General features: G+C 53.5%; 17 protein-coding genes. 7 read left to right on the top strand and 10 right to left on the bottom strand.

What is annotated here, in order from left to right; translation table 11 throughout:
- Positions 1 to 11: 11 nt before the first annotated feature.
- On the bottom strand, positions 12 to 1,049 hold the full coding sequence (locus R0135_RS11820; protein WP_407347057.1) for a LacI family DNA-binding transcriptional regulator: 1,038 nt from the start codon (positions 1,047 to 1,049) through the stop codon (positions 12 to 14).
- A 223-nt stretch (positions 1,050 to 1,272) separates the two neighbouring features.
- Here R0135_RS11820 and R0135_RS11825 point away from each other — a divergent pair, with 223 nt between their 5' ends.
- The 3 genes from R0135_RS11825 to R0135_RS11835 all read left to right on the top strand — a co-directional run bounded on the left by R0135_RS11825 (position 1,273) and on the right by R0135_RS11835 (position 6,472).
- On the top strand, positions 1,273 to 3,846 hold the full coding sequence (locus R0135_RS11825; RefSeq protein ID WP_407347058.1) for a TonB-dependent siderophore receptor: 2,574 nt from the start codon (positions 1,273 to 1,275) through the stop codon (positions 3,844 to 3,846).
- A gap of 119 nt (positions 3,847 to 3,965) precedes the next feature.
- The gene (locus R0135_RS11830) at positions 3,966 to 5,351 is read left to right on the top strand and encodes an MFS transporter (protein WP_407347060.1); all 1,386 of its coding nucleotides are present in this window, start codon (positions 3,966 to 3,968) and stop codon (positions 5,349 to 5,351) included.
- Positions 5,348 to 6,472 (top strand): glycoside hydrolase family 68 protein, encoded by a 1,125-nt coding sequence (locus R0135_RS11835; RefSeq protein WP_407347061.1) that lies wholly within the window; start codon positions 5,348 to 5,350, stop codon positions 6,470 to 6,472. The genes R0135_RS11830 and R0135_RS11835 overlap by 4 nt, the downstream gene beginning before the upstream one ends.
- Positions 6,473 to 6,478: 6 nt before the next feature.
- On the opposite strand, the gene R0135_RS11840 is transcribed toward R0135_RS11835, so the two are convergent.
- Both R0135_RS11840 and R0135_RS11845 read right to left on the bottom strand, forming a co-directional pair.
- Complete coding sequence (locus R0135_RS11840; RefSeq protein ID WP_407347062.1) at positions 6,479 to 7,078, bottom strand: mechanosensitive ion channel domain-containing protein; 600 nt, start codon at positions 7,076 to 7,078, stop codon at positions 6,479 to 6,481.
- A 165-nt stretch (positions 7,079 to 7,243) separates the two neighbouring features.
- Positions 7,244 to 7,618, bottom strand: a complete 375-nt coding sequence (locus tag R0135_RS11845; protein WP_407347063.1) for a hypothetical protein — start codon at positions 7,616 to 7,618, stop codon at positions 7,244 to 7,246.
- 338 nt (positions 7,619 to 7,956) lie between these two features.
- On the opposite strand from R0135_RS11845, the gene R0135_RS11850 reads away from it, so the two are divergent.
- Complete coding sequence (locus R0135_RS11850) at positions 7,957 to 8,481, top strand: retroviral-like aspartic protease family protein (RefSeq protein WP_407347064.1); 525 nt, start codon at positions 7,957 to 7,959, stop codon at positions 8,479 to 8,481.
- Here R0135_RS11850 and R0135_RS11855 read toward each other — a convergent pair.
- Positions 8,476 to 9,411: a hydrogen peroxide-inducible genes activator gene (locus R0135_RS11855; RefSeq protein WP_407347066.1), complete on the bottom strand. Its 936-nt coding sequence runs from the start codon at positions 9,409 to 9,411 to the stop codon at positions 8,476 to 8,478. The two genes, R0135_RS11850 and R0135_RS11855, sit on opposite strands and share 6 nt — an antisense overlap.
- Before the next feature lie 172 nt (positions 9,412 to 9,583).
- Between R0135_RS11855 and R0135_RS11860 the strand changes: the two genes are divergently transcribed.
- On the top strand, positions 9,584 to 10,087 hold the full coding sequence (locus R0135_RS11860) for a DUF2165 family protein (RefSeq protein WP_407347067.1): 504 nt from the start codon (positions 9,584 to 9,586) through the stop codon (positions 10,085 to 10,087).
- A 19-nt stretch (positions 10,088 to 10,106) separates the two neighbouring features.
- On the opposite strand, the gene rmuC is transcribed toward R0135_RS11860, so the two are convergent.
- From rmuC to glyQ, 3 genes are read right to left on the bottom strand one after another with little or no spacing between them, the layout of a single operon-like run.
- On the bottom strand, positions 10,107 to 11,540 hold the full coding sequence (gene rmuC, locus R0135_RS11865) for a DNA recombination protein RmuC (RefSeq protein ID WP_407347069.1): 1,434 nt from the start codon (positions 11,538 to 11,540) through the stop codon (positions 10,107 to 10,109).
- Positions 11,541 to 11,574: 34 nt separating this feature from the next.
- Positions 11,575 to 13,659 carry a glycine--tRNA ligase subunit beta gene (gene glyS / locus R0135_RS11870; protein ID WP_407347070.1) on the bottom strand — a complete coding sequence of 695 codons (2,085 nt, stop codon included), beginning with the start codon at positions 13,657 to 13,659 and terminating at the stop codon, positions 11,575 to 11,577.
- A complete protein-coding gene (gene glyQ, locus R0135_RS11875; RefSeq protein WP_407347071.1) occupies positions 13,656 to 14,615 on the bottom strand; it encodes a glycine--tRNA ligase subunit alpha in 960 nt (319 codons plus the stop codon). Before glyQ ends, glyS begins: the two co-directional genes overlap by 4 nt.
- A gap of 104 nt (positions 14,616 to 14,719) precedes the next feature.
- On the opposite strand from glyQ, the gene R0135_RS11880 reads away from it, so the two are divergent.
- Positions 14,720 to 15,622 carry a lysophospholipid acyltransferase family protein gene (locus tag R0135_RS11880; protein ID WP_407347072.1) on the top strand — a complete coding sequence of 301 codons (903 nt, stop codon included), beginning with the start codon at positions 14,720 to 14,722 and terminating at the stop codon, positions 15,620 to 15,622.
- Positions 15,623 to 15,664: 42 nt separating this feature from the next.
- Positions 15,665 to 16,456 carry a co-chaperone DjlA gene (djlA, locus tag R0135_RS11885; RefSeq protein WP_407347073.1) on the top strand — a complete coding sequence of 264 codons (792 nt, stop codon included), beginning with the start codon at positions 15,665 to 15,667 and terminating at the stop codon, positions 16,454 to 16,456.
- A gap of 122 nt (positions 16,457 to 16,578) precedes the next feature.
- Here djlA and R0135_RS11890 read toward each other — a convergent pair whose 3' ends face one another.
- Genes R0135_RS11890 through R0135_RS11900 form a run of 3 tightly spaced genes read right to left on the bottom strand, consistent with a single transcriptional unit; the run spans position 16,579 to position 18,306 of the window.
- Positions 16,579 to 17,082, bottom strand: coding sequence for a DUF1772 domain-containing protein (locus tag R0135_RS11890; RefSeq protein WP_407347074.1), 504 nt, complete (start codon positions 17,080 to 17,082; stop codon positions 16,579 to 16,581).
- The gene (locus tag R0135_RS11895) at positions 17,072 to 17,464 is read right to left on the bottom strand and encodes a DUF4345 domain-containing protein (protein ID WP_407347075.1); all 393 of its coding nucleotides are present in this window, start codon (positions 17,462 to 17,464) and stop codon (positions 17,072 to 17,074) included. Before R0135_RS11895 ends, R0135_RS11890 begins: the two co-directional genes overlap by 11 nt.
- Positions 17,461 to 18,306, bottom strand: coding sequence for an NmrA family NAD(P)-binding protein (locus R0135_RS11900; protein WP_407347076.1), 846 nt, complete (start codon positions 18,304 to 18,306; stop codon positions 17,461 to 17,463). Before R0135_RS11900 ends, R0135_RS11895 begins: the two co-directional genes overlap by 4 nt.
- Positions 18,307 to 18,376: the final 70 nt, after the last annotated feature.

The following is an 18,376-nucleotide window of genomic DNA, read 5'->3' on the forward strand; positions in this document are numbered from 1 at the left end:
TCGGATCATTATTAGCTTTTTGTATCGCTGCTTCTGCGGACGATAAGCTCTGTATCTAAAAGTGTGTCTTTCACCGGGTTTCCATTGATAAGCCCCAAGACTGAATCAACAAGAACCGCGCCAGCTTCGCGAATATGCTGTCTGACGGTCGTCAGTGGAGGGCTACTGTAAGCAGCCAGGCTAATATCGTCGTAACCCACAACCGCTATATCCTCAGGAACTCGCGTTCCACGGTGTTGAAGCGCCGAGAGCGTCGCCATTGCCATGACGTCGGTAACGCACATTACAGCGTCAAAATCTGGTGAGCTTTGCAGCAGCTCTGGTATGGCGCTTTGCGCAGCTTCCATGTCGAAGGGAATATCAAACTTGAGTGCGGGGTCAAACTCAAGCCCGTGCTCGGCCAGCGCGCGCTGGTATCCGGCAAATCGGGCGGCGTTTTCGGGGTTGCCGGTGCTACCAAAAAAAGCAATCTTCCGTCGGCCTTTCGCCACTAAATGTGTTGCGGCCTGATAACCGCCCACTTCATTGTTGCTACCCACGAGCACGTACTGCTTGCCGGGGACCGGTTCCCCCCAGACCACGAGGGAGCTGCGTTGTCTTGCTAGATTGTTGAGCTGTTCGTGCTGCTCACCCTGCCCAATAAAAATCGCGCCATCCGATTGGTTAAGCATGCGGCTGTTGTTTAAGTCTCTCACGTCGAGCACAGGTGCGCGTGCTAGCAGCAGGTCGTAGTCGCGCTCTGCCAATGAATCAGCGATGCCACCGAGCATGTCTAAGAAGAATAGGTCAGACATATGCTGCTTGGACTCGATGTCCAACATAAACACCACGGCGATGACGCCTGTGCGCTGTAAGCGAAAGTCACGTGCCCGACGATTAATTGCATAACCGTGGTCCCGCGCCAAGGCCTGTATTTTGTCCCGTGTGGCCTGACTTATTCTGGGGTTGTCGTTCAGCGCACGAGATGCAGTGGCCCGAGATACGCCTGCCAGGTCAGCCAGATCCTGCAGATTTTTTACGGCGCCGGCTTTAGTTTCAGACACACTCATAAAGGTACTCGTTACGTCGCTTAACACCAAGACGGAGCGTGCCAGTCCCCGCGCAAAGTTATCGGATTTATTGGATTAATACTCTAAACGAGAAACTACGCGTTCCTGAATGCAGACGCAATCGATTACATTTTTGTTTGCAATCGATTGCACAGTGTTCTATCTTTTAAATGTCCATGCTTAAAGTATGTGATCGTAATTATTCAAATAATAGGAATACGCCATGAAATATCGCAGCGATGCACTCTTTGTGCACTCTTCAATCGGTCTCATTTTGCTTGCTGCTTTGCCTGCAAGCTCGACGTTCGCTCAGACCTCTGATCAACCATCTATCATGGAAGAGGTGATTGTTACCGGTGTGCCTTCCGGTGGTGCCACTAAACTTGAGGCCAGTGTTTCAGTGTCTTCCTATGGCGGTGACGATCTGATTGACCTTGCTCCGCGATCCACCGCGGAGCTGTTTAGAGCCCTTCCAGGTATTCGATCCGAGAGCTCTGGTGGCGGCGGTAACGCAAACTTAACGGTCCGTGGTATTCCTCTTGCTACTGGTGGCTCCAAGTACATGCAAGTGCATGAAGACGGTCTGCCTGTTCTTGAGTATGGCGATATTAATTTTGGTAACACCGACAACTGGATGCGTACCGATTGGACGGTATCCCGCGTTGAAAGTATCCGCGGCGGTTCTGCCTCCACTTTCGCCAGCAACTCTCCTGGCGGCATTATCAATATCATCAGCAAGACCGGAGATCAGGAAGGAGGTACTGTCGGAGTAAGTATTGGTGCTGATTACGATGAGTTTCGTACTGACTTCGAATATGGCGGTTCGTTAACCGACACGATTCATTATCACATTGGTGGCTTCTTCCGCGATGGAGAGGGCGTGCGCGAGACCGGTTTTAATGGTGACAACGGCGGTCAGATTAAAGCTAACCTCACCAAAGAGTTCGATGATGGTTATCTGCGTCTGTACGCCAAGAGTCTCAACGATCGGGTAACGACTTATTTGCCTTCTCCGGTTCGGGTGAACAGTGGCGACTCTTACGGCGCCGTGCCGGGCTACGATGCAAGCAGCCAAACGCTCCACTCGCAGCAAACCAACAACTTCACGACTTTTGATCAGTTCGGTACGCCCGTATCCCGTTCTCTGTCGGATGGTATTGAGTCTAAGGTCAACGCATTCGGCTTCGAGTTCAACAAGAGCTTGTCGGACCAGCTATCGATCACCAACAAGTTTCGAATTTCCGACATCTCTGGGGGATTTATCGCTCCGTTCACTGATGGCTTTGCTGGTGGCACAGACACGATTGCCGCAAAAGGCGCCGCCCTTTGCGCGGACGCGAGTGTTGGCGGCGTTGGCCTTGATTGCTCCGGTGGCGTCACGGCCCTGATTGACGGCCAGCTGGCCGACCCAAATCAGCTTGCCTATACGAATCTACTCTTTGATACCGAGATTCATGATCTCGGGCTCATGGTGAATGACCTACAGTTTCAGTGGGAAAACACCAATGGTTTAGCGATTACCGCAGGTCTTTACTACTCGAAGCAAAATATTAAGACCTCCTGGAACAGCTGGCAAACGCGCATGCAGACTCTCGACGGGGCTAACTCGCGAAATATCAGCTACGTCGCCAATGGCGCTGGAATTGACGCCAACGGTACCGCCATCGATGTCACCCTTGCGGACAATGGCGCGGTTACCCAAAGCTTCCTTGCATGGAACTGGGACCTTGAGTACACAACTTTCGCCCCGTATATCAACGTAGGCTTTGATCTTGGTGACCGGCTGCGCTTCGATGTGAGTGCGCGCCACGATGAGGTAGAAGCACGTGGCCAACGTCTTGACGCATGTTGCGGCGGTAACACGGCTGTAGATCTGAACGGTGATGGATCGGTAGGTCAGTTTACCGTTGCAAACGGGGTGATCACCCGCCTCGATAGCGATGCCCTACTTGAGAATCCCGGCGCAACCTCGGCAGGCTTCATTAGTGGCGGTGTACGAGTGCTGAACTCGAACAATGCCGCGGTTACCGACGTTAACTACGATGCCGACAACACATCATTCTCCCTGGGCGGCACCTTCCTGCTCACCGACAACTCATCGCTATTTGCGCGCTACAGTGACGGTGGGCGGGCGGTTGCCGACAGGCTCACTCAGGTTCCTGGGTCGCTGCGGCCGGACGGCAGCTTATCATCCACCACTGATGGCTTTGACAATGTTCAGCAATTAGAGCTTGGTTACAAGCACTTTGGTGACAACTGGTCGTTCTTTGCAACACTGTTCAACACCATTACCGAAGAGACGCAGGCGGAATTGACCAGCGGTCTGACCTTTGTTCGTGAATACGAGTCCACGGGTTTGGAGCTCGAAGGTACTTGGGACATCTCGGGTAACTTTGGTATTCGTGGCAACATGACCTGGACTGATGCAGAAATTTCTGACGATCAGACCAACGCCGCTGTTGTAGGGAATACGCCTCGTCGACAAGCAGACTTTATCTACACCTTGATTCCCGAGTATCGAGCCGAGCGTCTAACTGCAGGCTTAGTGCTGCAGGGTTCGACGGAGTACTACCTTCAGGACAACAACGACTTGAAGCAAGAGGCTTACATTTTGGCCAACCTGTTTGCGAACTGGGACATAACCGCGGACCTTACGGCATATGTAAATGTAAATAACCTGACTGATGAGTTTATTATCACGGAGTCGGAGGAAGGTTCAGGCAGCGTTGGTAGCTTTATTCGTGCACGTCCACTGAATGGTCGCTCGACTAACATTGGGTTTATGTACCGCTTTTAGGCTTCCTGTCATAGCATAGCGACACCAGTGGGGGCCGTCGCATATCGGCCCCCACGCATTTTCAAACTGCCGATCGATGCGCTTGCTGGCGTGTCCCCTTGAACTCTGGCGGATCAATCATGAGCGAAAAAGCTGATACAGCACCGCTGTCCTTTACAGAGAAGGTCGGTTACGGTCTGGGCGATATGGCCTCGAATTTCTACATGGGATTCTTCGGCCTGTTTTTGCTGTACTACTACACGGATGTTTTTGGGATCAGTCCTGCTGCGGCGGCAACGATGTTGCTGGTCACCAAGGTTATTGATGCCATAAGTGACCCGGCAATGGGCCTTATCTCTGATAGAACCAACAGCCGTTGGGGAAAGTACCGTCCATACTTATTGTGGGCCGCGGTTCCCTATGCCGGTCTTGGTTATCTTTTGTTTTTGGGCCCCGATCTATCGCCTACGGGTAAACTAATTTACGCCTACATTACCTACACACTGGTAATGCTCGCCTATACAGCGATCAACGTCCCTTATTCTGCCTTACTCGCTGTTATTTCCCCGGTCGCGGAAGAACGGACCAAAGCGACGCAGTTTCGCTTTGTATTTGCGTCACTGGGAACCTTAACGGTAGGCGCTTTTGCAACGCCACTGGTGGGATGGCTCGGGGGAGATGATCAGCTACTCGGTTTTAAACTCACTATCATTTTGTTTGCCGTGCTATCGGTGCTCATTTTCTGGATTACCTTTGCCACCACACGTGAGCGAGTTAAGCCTCAGCCGAGTACTGGGAGTGTCGCTGATGACATCACGGCATTGCTTAAAAACCGATCCTGGATGATTCTTGTTTTCACCGGAATCCTGATTGTTGTTGGCCTGATTGCTCGTTTTGCGTCCATCGTTTACTACATGAAGTATTATGTGAACGACAGTGGCGAAGCCATATTTCTGATTTTTGATAGAACCGCAATTCTTACTTCCTGCGGTCTCATGGGGCAACTCATTGGCGCGCTTGTGACGCCTTTTCTTGCCGCCAGGATCGAAAAGCATCGTCTTGTAATGTTTATGAGTTTGTTACACGCGGTGAGCTTGGCTCTTTGCTACATGATCCCACCAGACCAGTTTCCACTAATTGTATTGATACACAGCGTCGGAATTTTCACCTTCGGAGTAAGCATTACCCTGTTGTTTTCTATGTATACCGATTGCGCCGAGTACGGTGAATGGCTTACCGGCCGAAACACGGCGGGGCTTACGATCTCAGCTTCTATGTTCTCCTTGAAGTTTGGCTCTGCTGTGGGCGGTGCGATTCCCGGCTTTATGCTGGCTTGGTTTGGGTTTGTTGCAAACCAGGCGCAAAACGATGTTGCAGTGGCAGGTATTCGTCTGATGTTCAACGTTGTGCCAGCGGTTTATTTTTTGGCGGCGGCGACGCTCATGTTTTGGTACACCATTGATCGCCAGACCTTGCAGCAGGTTGAGCGTGACCTCCACAGCCGGCGAGGCGCGATAACCCAGTGACTACTTATTGGCAGCCTGAGTCTCTGGCCGGTCTAACAATCGAGCCAGGACAAGAGCTTGAGGTCTTCGACGCAAACTCTCTGCAGTGCATCGACAAGGAACGATGGTATTGGGACCAATGTCCTGTTTGTGATGAGGGGGGGCAGCCTGTTTCCTTCGGTGCTATGGAGCTTTGGATTACGCTGTCGGCACCTGCAATGACCCCTCCTGAGTCCCGGCACGACTATGTGAGGATGCGTTTGCTCACCCGAACAGAGGGTTACTGGCAGGACTGGGGGAATCTACTCCCGGACGGGTTTAGCATCGGTAGTTGCGAATGGGCGGGTGCGGCTAACGTTGACCGAAATGGGGTTTTCACACTGTATTACACGGTCAAGGGTACTGCCGGTGAAGCTTCTCCGACTTACTGCCAGCGCATTTTTGCTGCACAAGCGAAGCTGGCCATGGATGCACAGACACCGCGCTTGAGTCATTGGATGGATCTCGGTGAGCAAATTCGCGCTGATGGTAGTTGGTACGAACTGGCATTTGAGCGGTCGGGAGAAATGGGCGGCATTAAGGCTTTCCGTGACCCCTTCTGGCTGAGAGATGTTGTGTCCGGTCGAGAGTACCTGCTGTTTGCAGCGTCTGCTGTAGAGGCCAGTACTAAAAAGAATGCCGCTATTGGCATCGCGTCGCGCGAGCACTCTTGTGACCCCTGGGAATTACATCCGCCGCTTCTGATTGCTGATGGTGTTACCAATGAAATGGAACGTCCGCATTTATTGCACAGCAATGGCCTTTACTACTTGTTCTGGTCTGTACACGGATGGACCTTCGACCAAAGTTTGGGAGCACCCACCGCGTTGTACGGGATGGTGTCCGAGTCTCTGGACCAACCGTTTAGACCGCTCAACGAAACCTGCCTTGTAGCAGCTAATCCAACGCAAGCTAAGTTTCAGGCCTATTCATGGTTGGTGGATGTCAATCTACAGGTCTGTAGTTTTGTTGATCTGCCCGATGGACAGATTGATGATGCACCCTCTGCCCCGGCTTACCCCCAAGGGACATTTCGTGGCGGCTTTGCCCCGGACTTTTTTCTGACGCTAGACGGAACAAAAGCCGGGATCAGGCGCTCCTAGCCAGAGTCATTCATTGTTGGGAACCACGTCTAGGGGCGGTAGGGGCGGCAACTTGCCGACGCCCCGCAAACGATCCCGGGGGTTGATCACACAGGGCCGGCCGAGCAGGAGGTTGTTAGGGTAAACAATTGCCTCGCGGTTCTCGGTGATCAGCTTCAAGTTAAACAGGCCTAAATCGGCGATGTAGCCCTCTGCGTAATTATCCGCATCAAGAACTCGTATGAAAGTACCGCGGCGAAAGGTGGGGTGTAGCAATATGACAAAGTATGCGGTGATGTTGCTCAGGATCGACCAGCTGGCAAACAGTGCAACACCCAGAAGTGTCAGAGCGGTACCTGCAAAGACCAGGACAGAGCCAAACTGCACCCCCCAAACCACCATCATTGCCAGAGCACACAGCGTTCCGGTCAACAATCGAGCTAAGCCCACCGCTCGATCGCCGGAGCTTTCTGTGAGTCGCGCGTTGTCCGCGCTGCGAGACAGCACCGGGATAGTTAGTCTGTCTATAAGAAAATAAAGGCCCACAATCGCTAGCGTGACGATGACCTGCCATGAATAAGCACCAGCCCAGCTTGTGAACGTCACCCAGATTGTCGCGAGGTCCATGCGTTTTTCCTCAAGCTAAAGTACCTAAAAGGCGACTGATGAGTATCGCATGTTAGAAATACCGAAAGCGTCTTCGGCGTTTAACAAGTCTGGGATCTTAGTGTGAGATAGAAGAAAGGCGCCATTCCAACAGGATAGCGCCGAGGCTTCTCGATCAAATCCGGCTTAGCGGTGTCGGTTAAACGGTGGACGCCCGCGGAATGTGGTGGTTTTGGGTTCGTCTTCGATCAATTCCATTGCGGCGGCATCAACTACCGGTAGTTCAACCTGCTTGCGACTGAAGGGAGGGCGACCTGTAAAGTCGGTCTGCCAAACGACCTCGGTCGCTACGTTTACATCAATGATTTCCATTGCAGCTACGTCGATGGTGTTAACCGGCACGCGCTCGCGTTTGTAGGGCGGCTTGCCGCGCATATCGACTTCCCAGCGATACTCAACATTGTCCATGGACGACGTGCTCTCAGCGATCACGCCGCTCGATGCGGACAGTACGGCCGCGGTCATAAATACTGTGGCTCCAAGGATTGCGTTTGATTTCATAACTGAATCGAACCTCCTGATCTATTGTCGAATTCCGTGGCTGAGCTTTATTACGAGCCCCCACTCAATACCTAATCATAGCCCCTGTTCAACAACTGCCTGAACAAACCCTTGAGAATTTACAATAGATTTTATCTATCAATATTAGGTCTTGGGCAACAATTCAACCCTATCTATTGCTTGATTTGGCTCCGCTTGGAGCATTTTTGCACTGCATAAGCGCATTGAGTGCACGTTTGTGGAGCGACTCACTACCGAAATCATCGCTTTGGGAGCACTGCAGGCTAGCAAAACCGGGCTTTATGAATGTCTGGCGCAACATTTGCAGCACCGTGCCCATGCGTAAGCACCCCCACCACCTGTTTTGCTTTGTTGGACTTCTGGTTATTGCCACGAGCGCTCTTGCCCAACATACAGTGGATTTTCCCTTAAGCGCTGGTACCGGCGGTGCGCTGGAATTGGTGCTGAATGTGGATGGAGAGTCAGCCACATTTCTGCTCGATACCGGAGCAGCGATTGCGACAATTAACAGCGCTTTGTTTGATCGCCTCAATGACCATGGATCTTCACGCAAAGTGCGTGAAGTTGCCGCGCGTATGGCGGATGGTCGCGTTCGGAAATTGAGTGTCTATTCGGTAACCGGGCTGCAGCTTGGCCAAGGATGCGAGCTGGGGGCCACCGAAGTGATCGTGGTTCCCGGAGCAGGACGCAACCTGCTGGGCCTGAATGTTCTCGAAAAGTTTGCGCCGCTCACGCTGTCATTGAGCCCACCGGCGCTGGGGCTTAGCAATTGCGCTGCGGTGACTATTGCTGAGTCAGCACCGAATGAAGAAGTGACCGTCGCGGCGGTATCACCGCTATAAGCTATCCAGCACCTGCACCGCGTGACCCAACCGCGCCCCAATAATCTCGCGAATATCCTTTGCCAGCACTTTGTAAAACCCCCGGGCTGGACTGCTGGGTCGCCAGGCCAGTACATGTAATCTGGCGATAGATTCGTCATCGAGTTCCTTTACGGTGAGACCACTTTCTGCACTGATCTCTGATTCGACGTAAAGCGCGGGAAGAAACGCCAGGCCCATGCCCATGACGACCATTAATCGCAGTGCGTCCAGGCTGCTCCCCTCATAGTCCCGAAGCACTTCCGCACCCAGTCGATTACATACCGCCTCAACCTGCCGTGCAAACTGATGCCCATGTTCCGTAGTAAGCACTTGCTCACCCGCTAGGTGCTTTCCCTGCCACACAGACACTTTCGACAGGGGATGCTCTTGAGAAGCTGCCAAGAGAATTTTTTCGCGCAGAAGCGGCTCCTGTACCAGGTCTGGCGTATTGATGGGTAAGGATGTAATGATCAAATCGTAGTCACCATGGGCAATACCCTCCTCTAAGCCCAGTGGCGAGTCTTCCCGCACATAAAACCGAAGTCCCGGATGAGCCTCTCGCAATGCTGGAAGTATCTGCGGCAACAAGTAGGGTCCGAGTGTGCCTTTCACCCCCAAACGGTAGGTGGCTTTCTCGTTGGCCCGCGAGTCTCCAACCTGTTGCCCCAGTTCCTCCATGGCTTCAATCACCCGACGTGCCTGTGGTTCAAACAAACGGCCCACGGGGGTGAAGTAAGCACCGCTTCGGGATCTTTCCAGGAGCTTTGCCCCCAGCAGTTCTTCTGCGCGGGCTATCTGAGCGGTGAGTGTAGGCTGGCTGATACCCAGTTCGTCAGCAGCTCCGCGAAAGCTGCCGCTCTTAGCCACGGCCAGGATGTATTCGATTTGTTTTAGAGATGGTCTTTTCATGGGGGCGGAGTGATTACTGCGTTGGCTTATGTTGAGATAAGCGAGATAGCAGCACAAGCTTCGAAGCCAGGTTCAGGCCATCAACTTTTCAGGTAGGGCCAGCCTTTTTAAGCTACTCTATTTTTGAGCATGTGTCGGCCTTAGGGTCTGTTTGACAACGGAGCGCCAGAGTATGAGCTTACGAATTATCAAGATATTGATGTTGTTTATGGTGGGCTTGTTCTGCCTCATCGGTGCTGTTTTTAATCTTACATCCATGGAAGCTGATCTTGCACTTGTCTCTCTGGTGGTGATTGGTGATGGCGCGACTGGGGTCGCTGATTGGCAAAAAATAGAGACGCCCTGGTTCGTCACCCTCTGTTGGGCGGTCATCCCATTATCTAAAGCGCTCGCGGGGCTGTTGTGCCTCATGAGCGTGGGCAGGATGTGGTCGCTCAGGCGATCAGATTCATCAAGTTTTCAGTGGGCCAAACATGCGGGCATCGTCGGCTGCGGTGTAATGCTCGCGATGTTGTTCGGTGTGTTTATACTCATCGCTGAAACCTGGTTTCAGCAGTGGCAGACCCCTCTGGGTGCGGGCATTTTGGGCGCAGCCCAACGGTACATAGTGTGTATCGGCGTGATCGTGTTCTTTGTTTACCTTTCGGATGATGAGCTTGCTGAGCGCGGAAACTGACGGATCAGAGCCTACATCTTTAGATTTCAGGTTCGTCTTTGAGATTTGACGGGGGCGGTGTTTGCCCTAAAGGCTCGCTCAACACACCCAGTCGATCATGCTCAATGGTTGGATGTTGCGTTGTTGTTTTGGGTAGCTCGCCCTTTGCGTTGGCCGCGGTGCTCTTAAAGCGCTCGACCTTTCCATAAAGGCCCTGTTTACCCACCAAGGCAGTGACGGTTTTGTTGTACTTGTCGGTGGTGGTGCTCAGCGTTTTACCCATGTCTTCCAGGCGCTGCCCTACCAGACAGACTTTATTGTAAATCTCGCCAGCCATCTCACTGATGGCCCGCGCTTCTTCATTGCTGCGATAGGCAATCCACAGGCTGGCAACCGTGCGCAGCATCGGTAGCAACGTGGTGTGAGAGACCATGATCACATTCTTGTGATAGCCATCGTTAAAGAGCTCTTTGTTAAATTTAAGCGCTTCGATGTACGCCGCCTCGATGGGCATGAACATAAAAACAAGTTCGGGACTGTTCATACCGCTGAGCGAGGAATAGTCCTTTGCAGAAAGATCATCGATGTGTCGCTTTAAGGCCTGTCCATGGGCCTTGAGCGCATCGTGGCGCTCTTCATCGGTTTCTGCTGCCACGGCGCGGTCATAGTCAACCAGCGATACCTTGCTGTCGATGATCAGATGCTTACCATCAGGCAGCTTGATAACAAAATCCGGAATTCGCAGTTTGCCCTCAACGTCACGAAAACTGCTTTGCGCCTCGTAATGACTGCCAGGCTCCAGGCCAGCCAGCTGCAAGGTACGCTCTAACTGCACCTCTCCCCAGTTGCCCGTGGTTTTCTTGTCACCTTTGAGAGCTTTAGCCAGATTCTCGGCCTGATCGCTCATCTTCAGACCCACGCCCATCATGTTGCGAAGCTCTACCGCCAGTCCTTCGTTTCCGCGAATGGACTGCTCGTGTACTTCGTTGATGCGCGACTGGAACCGATGGATTTGGTCCCCAAAGGGTTTGAGTAACGACTCCATGGATTGTTGATTATCGCTGCTAAATTTCTTGCCACGCTCTTCGAAGATGCGATTTGCGAGGTTTTCAAACTCCATGGCCAGCTGCCGTTTACTGTTTTCCAGCAGCGCCATTTGTTCTTTGTGTTTTTCTTGATCGGCGCTCTGTCGCGCGCTTAAAGCTGCATTGGTCGACGAGAGTAAGTCCCGCTCCTGCTGAAGCGCTGTGACTCTGATGCTCAGTTTTTCGAACTGTTCGGCGAGAATCTCCCGCTCACTCAAGAGGCTTGCATGACCAATTTCCAGCTCCTGAAGGCGGTCTCGTTGTTCCTCCAGATCGCCTCGTGATTTAGACAGTTCTGCACCGCGCCACATCCAGGCTATTACTGCGCCACAGACAAGCCCCAGCATGGCGTACAGCAGCGATGGATCGTTGAGCGCCGACTCGATCAACTGCTGTCCCGGCACACCGCCGCTGGGAATTTACTCACTCGCTCTTTCCGCCAGCCAGCGCAGAGATGTCTGCGATGTGCATAAATTGCGCGCGAAGCTGCGCCAACAATGCCAGTCGATTGGCCTTGAGTGCAGGGTCCTCGGCGTTGACCATCACCCCATCAAAAAAGGCATCCACGGGCTCTCTAAGTTCCGCAAGTCGACTTAGGGCCGACGCGTAGTCTGCCTTTGCCAGTACCTCTATATTATCTGATGCCGCTGCCTCGATAGCCGCAGCCAAGGCTATCTCTTGCGGCTCCTGGAGTAAGTTGGCGCTTACGACCATGCTTTCGTCGCGGTCCTTGGCTTTTGCCAGAATGTTGCTCACGCGCTTGTTCGCTGCCGCGAGCGCTTCCGCCTCCGGACGCTGGCCAAAGGCCTGCACTGCGCGAACTCGTCGATCAAAGTCGCTGGGTCTGGCGCTACCGCTGGCGCGCACGGCCCGGAAAACTTCGATAGGAATATTGTCGTTTTCATACAGTGCCGGAAGTCGTTCAAGCATATAGTTGAAGACGGCCTCGGGTGCTTCGTCGTTGATAACACCCTCGGCAAAACCTCGGGCGGCAAGGGCCAGGGTGTCACGCAAATCCAGGGTGAGTTGCTTCTCGATCATTATGCGAAGCACCGCAATGGACGCGCGCCGTAAAGCAAAGGGATCCTTGGATCCCGTCGGTGGCTGACCGATACCAAAGATTCCCAGCAGAGTATCCAGACGATCGGCAAGTGCCACGGCTACCGCGACATCACCTTGAGGTAATTCACTTCCCGCCTGTGTCGGCCAATAGTGCTGAGCGATGGCATCGGCCACCGCCGGATCTTCGCCATCATTGCGTGCGTAATACGCACCGGCGATGCCTTGCATGTCTGCAAACTCCAGCACCATGTCCGACACTAAATCGGCTTTGCAAAGCTCTGCCGCGCGTTCGGCCTGGGCCTTATCGGCACCCATAAGCGTCGCAAGCTCGCCAGCCAGACTTTGAACCCGCTGAGTTTTATCGAGCAAGGACCCGAGCTGTTTCTGAAACACAACCCCACCCAGTCGCTCTACTCGCGAGGCGAGAGTGTGCTGGCGATCCTGTTCAAAGAAAAACGCCGCGTCGGCGAGCCGGGGTCTTATCACCCGCTCGTTACCGGCAACCACCTGACTGGGGTCTTTGCTTTCTATGTTGCTCACCGTGACAAAGTTGGGCATTAAGGTGCCGCTGCCATCGACTACCGGAAAATACTTTTGATGGCTTTGCATAGACGAGATCAAAGCCTCGGCCGGAACCTCTAAAAATGTGGTGTCAAAGCTACCAGCCAGAGCAACGGGCCACTCCACCAGGCTTGCGACTTCGCCAAGCAGATCAGTATCAATCAGTGCCTGGCCTCCAACGGCCACTGCGGCCGCTTCGACCTGCTCGCGAATCAGATTGCTACGTTCGCTAAAGTCTGCGATGACCCATGCGTCCCGCATCAATGCTGGATAGTCACTCGCTGACTTAATGTTGATGGGCTCTGGCGCATGAAAGCGGTGTCCTTTGGAGACGTTGCCACTGCAAATGCCTAAAACATCGCCAAACCCCTGTTCATCGCCATACATCAGAACAATCCAGTGCACGGGTCGCACAAACTCCCTGCGAGCCGCCCCCCAACGCATACGTTTTGCAATGGGCAGCTCCGCAATAGCCTCATTGACGAGTTCGCATAGACATTCCCGCGTTTTTGCACCGCTGACGACTTGTTTGAATCCCAGGCGCTGTCCTTTGGGGGTATCAATCAGTTCCAGTTCATCGGCAGAGACGCCTTGTTTGGCCGCAAAGCCTTCGGCGGCGCGGGTCCAGTTACCGTCCGCGCCTTTTGCCTGTGCCAGCGGCGGTCCCAGCGCTTCTTTGGTTTCGTCCGCGCCCTGATCAAGCAAATCATCAATGAGCACGGCCAGTCGTCTTGGCGCTGCGAACCAACGACTTGCGCCGTGGGTGAGACCTTTATCTGCAAGCTTGGCGACAAGATTGTCATGGAGCGCAATACCGAGTTGCTCCAGGCTGCTCGAAGGCAGCTCCTCACAGCCGATCTCCAAAAGCAAAGGCTGATGACTCATGCTGCCGCCTCCTTTAACTGAGCGAGGACTTCGTCGCGAATACCTGCCTCGGCCATAGGAAATCCCAGCGCCGCGCGGGCATCAAAGTAAGCCTGGGCAACGCCTCGCGCCAAAGTGCGCACGCGAAGAATGTAGCGCTGACGCTCGGTTACCGAGATTGCATGGCGGGCATCCAAAAGGTTAAAGGTATGTGACGCCTTCATGACCATTTCGTAGGCGGGCAGTGGCAGTGAACGTTCGGTAAGACGTGCGGCTTCTTTTTCGCAGTGATCGAATTGCGCAAACAAAAAATCCACGTCTGCCTCTTCAAAGTTGTACTGCGACATTTCCACCTCGTTTTGATGAAAAACGTCGCCGTAGAGTACCGGGCCCTGGGGGCTGCGTGTCCAAAGGAGATCGTAAACGCTGTCTACACCTTGTAAGTACATCGCAATACGCTCAAGACCGTAGGTAATCTCGCCGGTAACCGGATAGCACTCGATGCCGCCTGCTTGCTGAAAATAGGTGAATTGCGAGACTTCCATACCGTTTAGCCATACTTCCCAACCGAGTCCCCAGGCACCCAGGGTGGGTGACTCCCAGTTGTCTTCGACAAAACGCACATCATGGGTGAGCGTGTCGATACCCAACGCCTGCAGGGATTGGAGGTAAAACTCCTGAAACTCCGGCGGCGATGGCTTCATGGCCACCTGAAACTGGTAGTAGTGCTGCAATCTATTGGGATTCTTACCGTAGCGGCCATCGGTGGGGCGGCGACTGGGCTGCACATAGGCCGCATTCCAGCTCTCTGGACCCAAAGAGCGCAAAAAAGTCGCCGGGTGAAAGGTACCGGCGCCTACTTCCATGTCCAGAGGCTGAAGGATGAGACACCCTTTCTCTCCCCAGAATTGCTGCAATCTGAGGATAAGTTCCTGAAAACTGATAGGGTCTGATGCTTGATCGGGATACTGGCTCACGCGAATTCCTGTGCGAGGTGCAAAAGGCCCGTAGTATACCGTCAGTAACAGCGGCACAATACGCAGCTATTGCACAAGCTAAGCCCCAAATCCGAATAACATTTGTGAAAAGCCGTCTCATTACATTTTTGCTCTGGTCCTCTTCCTTGCTCCCATTAGGCGCCTCCAGGGCGATTGGTCGTGGGCTGGGCAAACTTGCCTGGATGTTGGGTGGCAGTCCCCGAAGGGTGACCGAGCGAAACATTGGCCTGGCTTTTCCTGAGCTGTCGGATCCGCAAAAAGAGCAGCTTGCAAAGCGTTCGCTGCAGGCCACCGGTGAACTGGCCGCGGAGATGGGCTATATCTGGAACCGCCCTTGGGATCAGGTGCGGGCCCATATTTTGGAAATCGTGGGTGACGATACCGTTCGCGAGGCTCTTGGTAGTGGCCGCGGCGTAATGATGCTGGGTCCACATTTGGGTAACTGGGAGATTGTGGGACTGCATATTTGTGAGATGGGCGAATCCGTTGCTTTATACGAGCCGCCTCATATGAAGCAGTTGGACGATATGGTGCGCGCGGCGCGGCAGCGTTCCGGCTCCGTGTTGGTTCCCACGGACCCTCGGGGTCTCGCCAAACTGGTGAAGTGTCTTAAAAAAGGCGGCATTGCAGGCATTTTGCCGGATCAGGTCCCGCCGGTGGTGGAGTCAGGCGAGAACAGTAACTTTATGGGTGTGCCCACCTTTACGATGACCCTGGCAAGCAAGCTTCTGGCGAAAAGCGGGGCCCAGGCATTTTTTGGTTTTGCCGAGCGTATTCCCGGCGGTTACCGCCTGCATTACATTCCTGCTGACGACGGCATTTACAGCGATGATTTACAGGTATCGTTAAAAGCCTTGAACGATGGAGTAGAGCGTTGCGTACGAATGGCGCCCGAACAGTATCAGTGGGAGTACAAGCGCTTTCGTGTCCGACCACGGGGCCCGGTGGATTACTATGCGCGAGACTGGCAGCCAGGCAAAGACTGAACATTTTCTCGTTCCATCTCTTTTATTCAAACGGAGTTATTAATGTTTCTCGGTAAGTTGGTTGCGGGAATTCTAGGCGTACTTGTTGCGGGTTTTCCTGGTCTGATTTTTGGTCTTGTTCTGGGCCACATGTTTGATCGGGGCTTGGCGGGTGTTCTGGGTATGGGCTCGGCCGATCTAGGGAAGGTTAAAGAGCACTTTTTTCGCAGTACGTTTTTGCTCATGGGTTACGTCGCAAAATCTGACGGGCGCATATCAGAAGACGAAATCGCGCATACCGAAGGAATCTTTCGGCAATTGGGTTTGTCTGACGACCAGCGTCATGACGCGATTTTGCTGTTTAAGCAAGGCGGGGATGACGGCTTCTCTGCAGACGAAACCATTCAAAGCTTTTTGCTTGCCGGTGGCGCTCATCCGGCGCTCAAGCAAACTATGATGTTGTTCCTGGTGACGCTTGCGTTGGCGGACCGCCAATTACACAGCGGTGAAAAATCTGCGCTGCTGCAAATCGGCGGGCTATTGGGATACGGCGCTCAGGCGGTTGAAGAGTTTCTGCGCATGGCCACGGCGCAGGAGCATTTTCATCAGCAGGCCGGGCATCCCGAGGCGCCGACAGTGTCAGATGCTTACGCGGCACTGGGTGTGAGTGAAGACGCGCCGGACAAAGAAGTGAAGCGGGCCTATCGAAAACTCATGAGCCAAAACCACCCCGACAAGTTGTCCGCTCGCGGTGTACCTGAGGATATGTTGAAACTTGCTACTGAAAAAGCTCAGGAGATTCAGGCAGCTTACGAGCTGATTAAACAGTCTCGGGGTACCGGCATGCGTGACTAGCGTCAATGTTTAACGCACTGCCGCCAACGAAAACCGCTGCAGCCCACGCCAGGGCGAGTGCGAGCGTCGCAAGACCTGCCAAAATTACCCAGATCATCTTGAGCCTCACAATTTCATCTGCTTCAGACCTGCCCACTGTGAATAAGGATGATTGCCGCAAAGGCATAAAGCCCCGCGGTCAAAATTCCCCCCACAGATCGAAAGTGATTAAGCCGGGTCCAAACACGTCCGTACTCAATCCAGTAATCTGCTGCCGCGACCGATCTATAGTCGAATTCCTCAAGTTTTTTGTTCATCGGTACATTGCCAAACATCGTTACAAGAAAAACACAGGACACATAGGCTAACGACGCCAAAAGGATCAAGGCTAAAGCCGTACCCTCGTAGACAAAAAAACCATAGGCAGCAAATAAGATCGAAAAGACCGAGATCAACAATATACCGGCGACAAACTGAGTTTTGAGTACCGTCCTGTTGATGTGCTGCATCGACTCGATGCCCGCCGCAGGAGCGGCCCGTAGCAGTGCAGACATGATGAATTCAGAAAAAGCGGAGAACACCCCGGCTATTACCGCGCTCCACAAAGCGAGAAACAGACAGAGATACAAAGGCCATTCATAGCTCATGGGGCTGCCTCCACAGAAGCGCCACCAATAAGGCGGCGATACACAGTTCAAAGAGCGCCGCCGTGATCAACGATTGCGACGGAAATCCGTGGATCACCGCGCTAACGACACGACCTGTTCCATAGCTGCCGTATACGATAGCGCCACATACCAGACCAAGACCTGCAAAGCGCATTTGCACAGCGCCCAGTATCATAAACGCGCCACTCATCAGCAAAATACCCGTTGGTGCGATGAGTTCTGACATCAAGCCGGGGTCCTTCTCCACAACTATATTGCTCATCTGCAGGAACGCCTGCGGTGAAAAAATCAAAGCACAGCCAATGAGACCCAGGATCACTCCGCAGATGGCCAGCGTGGTTCTTGTAATAAGTCGGCTCATGCTACCGGCCTCCATGCACCCGTGGCGGCGACATCTTGGGCATAGTCGGCAAAGTCCTTGGGCGGACGCCCAAGCGCGCGCTGCACCCCGTCGGTCAGATGCGCGTTTCGGCCGTCAAGTACGGTAGAAAAAAGGTAGTCCAGCATCCAGACCACATCTTCGGGTGCACCGGAGTCAGCCACCTCCGATACGAAACTATCGTGCGGAACATCAACGTAAACGACTTTGCGGCCGGTAGCGCGCGACAGGTCCTCGGCCACGTCAGACATGCTCATCAGCCGCGGTCCCGTTACTTCATAAACCTCTCCCTTGTGATGATCTTCCGTGAAGGCCGCGACGGCCACGTCAGCAATATCATCGACATCCACAAACGGTTCGACTTGATCGCCTGCGGGCAATGTAATCGCACCGTTCAGAACCATATCGATGAACGCGCCTTCGGAGAAATTCTGACTGAACCAGCTCGCGCGTACGATGGTCCATTCGAGTCCAGACTCCTGCACGATCCGCTCGCAGGCCTGAGCCTCTTTTTCACCGCGGCCTGATAGCAAAACCAGACGCTTGACGCCTTGCTGTTTCGCGAGCTTCACAAAGGCTTCAATGGCATCGGGCGCACCGGGCATCGCAAGATCCGGGGCATAGGTTATGTAGGCAGCCGTTACGCCCTCCAGGCAGGCCTCCCAGCTCCTTTGATTGTTCCAGTCAAAAGGAGTGATCGCGGACCGGGATCCGATCCGTACCTTGCAGCCTTTGGCTTTCAGACCTTCTGCAATACGCCGACCGGTTTTCCCGGTACCCCCCAGAATGAGTGTGAGGTCTTGTGATTCGATGGGTGATTTCATGGACTTGCTCCGTTAGTGGTGTGTGCAAGTCAATTCTGTGGGAAGCAGGGGCGGTGATTCTTGCCTGTCC

The organism is Congregibacter variabilis (assembly GCF_045689235.1).
GTDB classification, from domain to species: domain Bacteria; phylum Pseudomonadota; class Gammaproteobacteria; order Pseudomonadales; family Halieaceae; genus Congregibacter; species Congregibacter variabilis.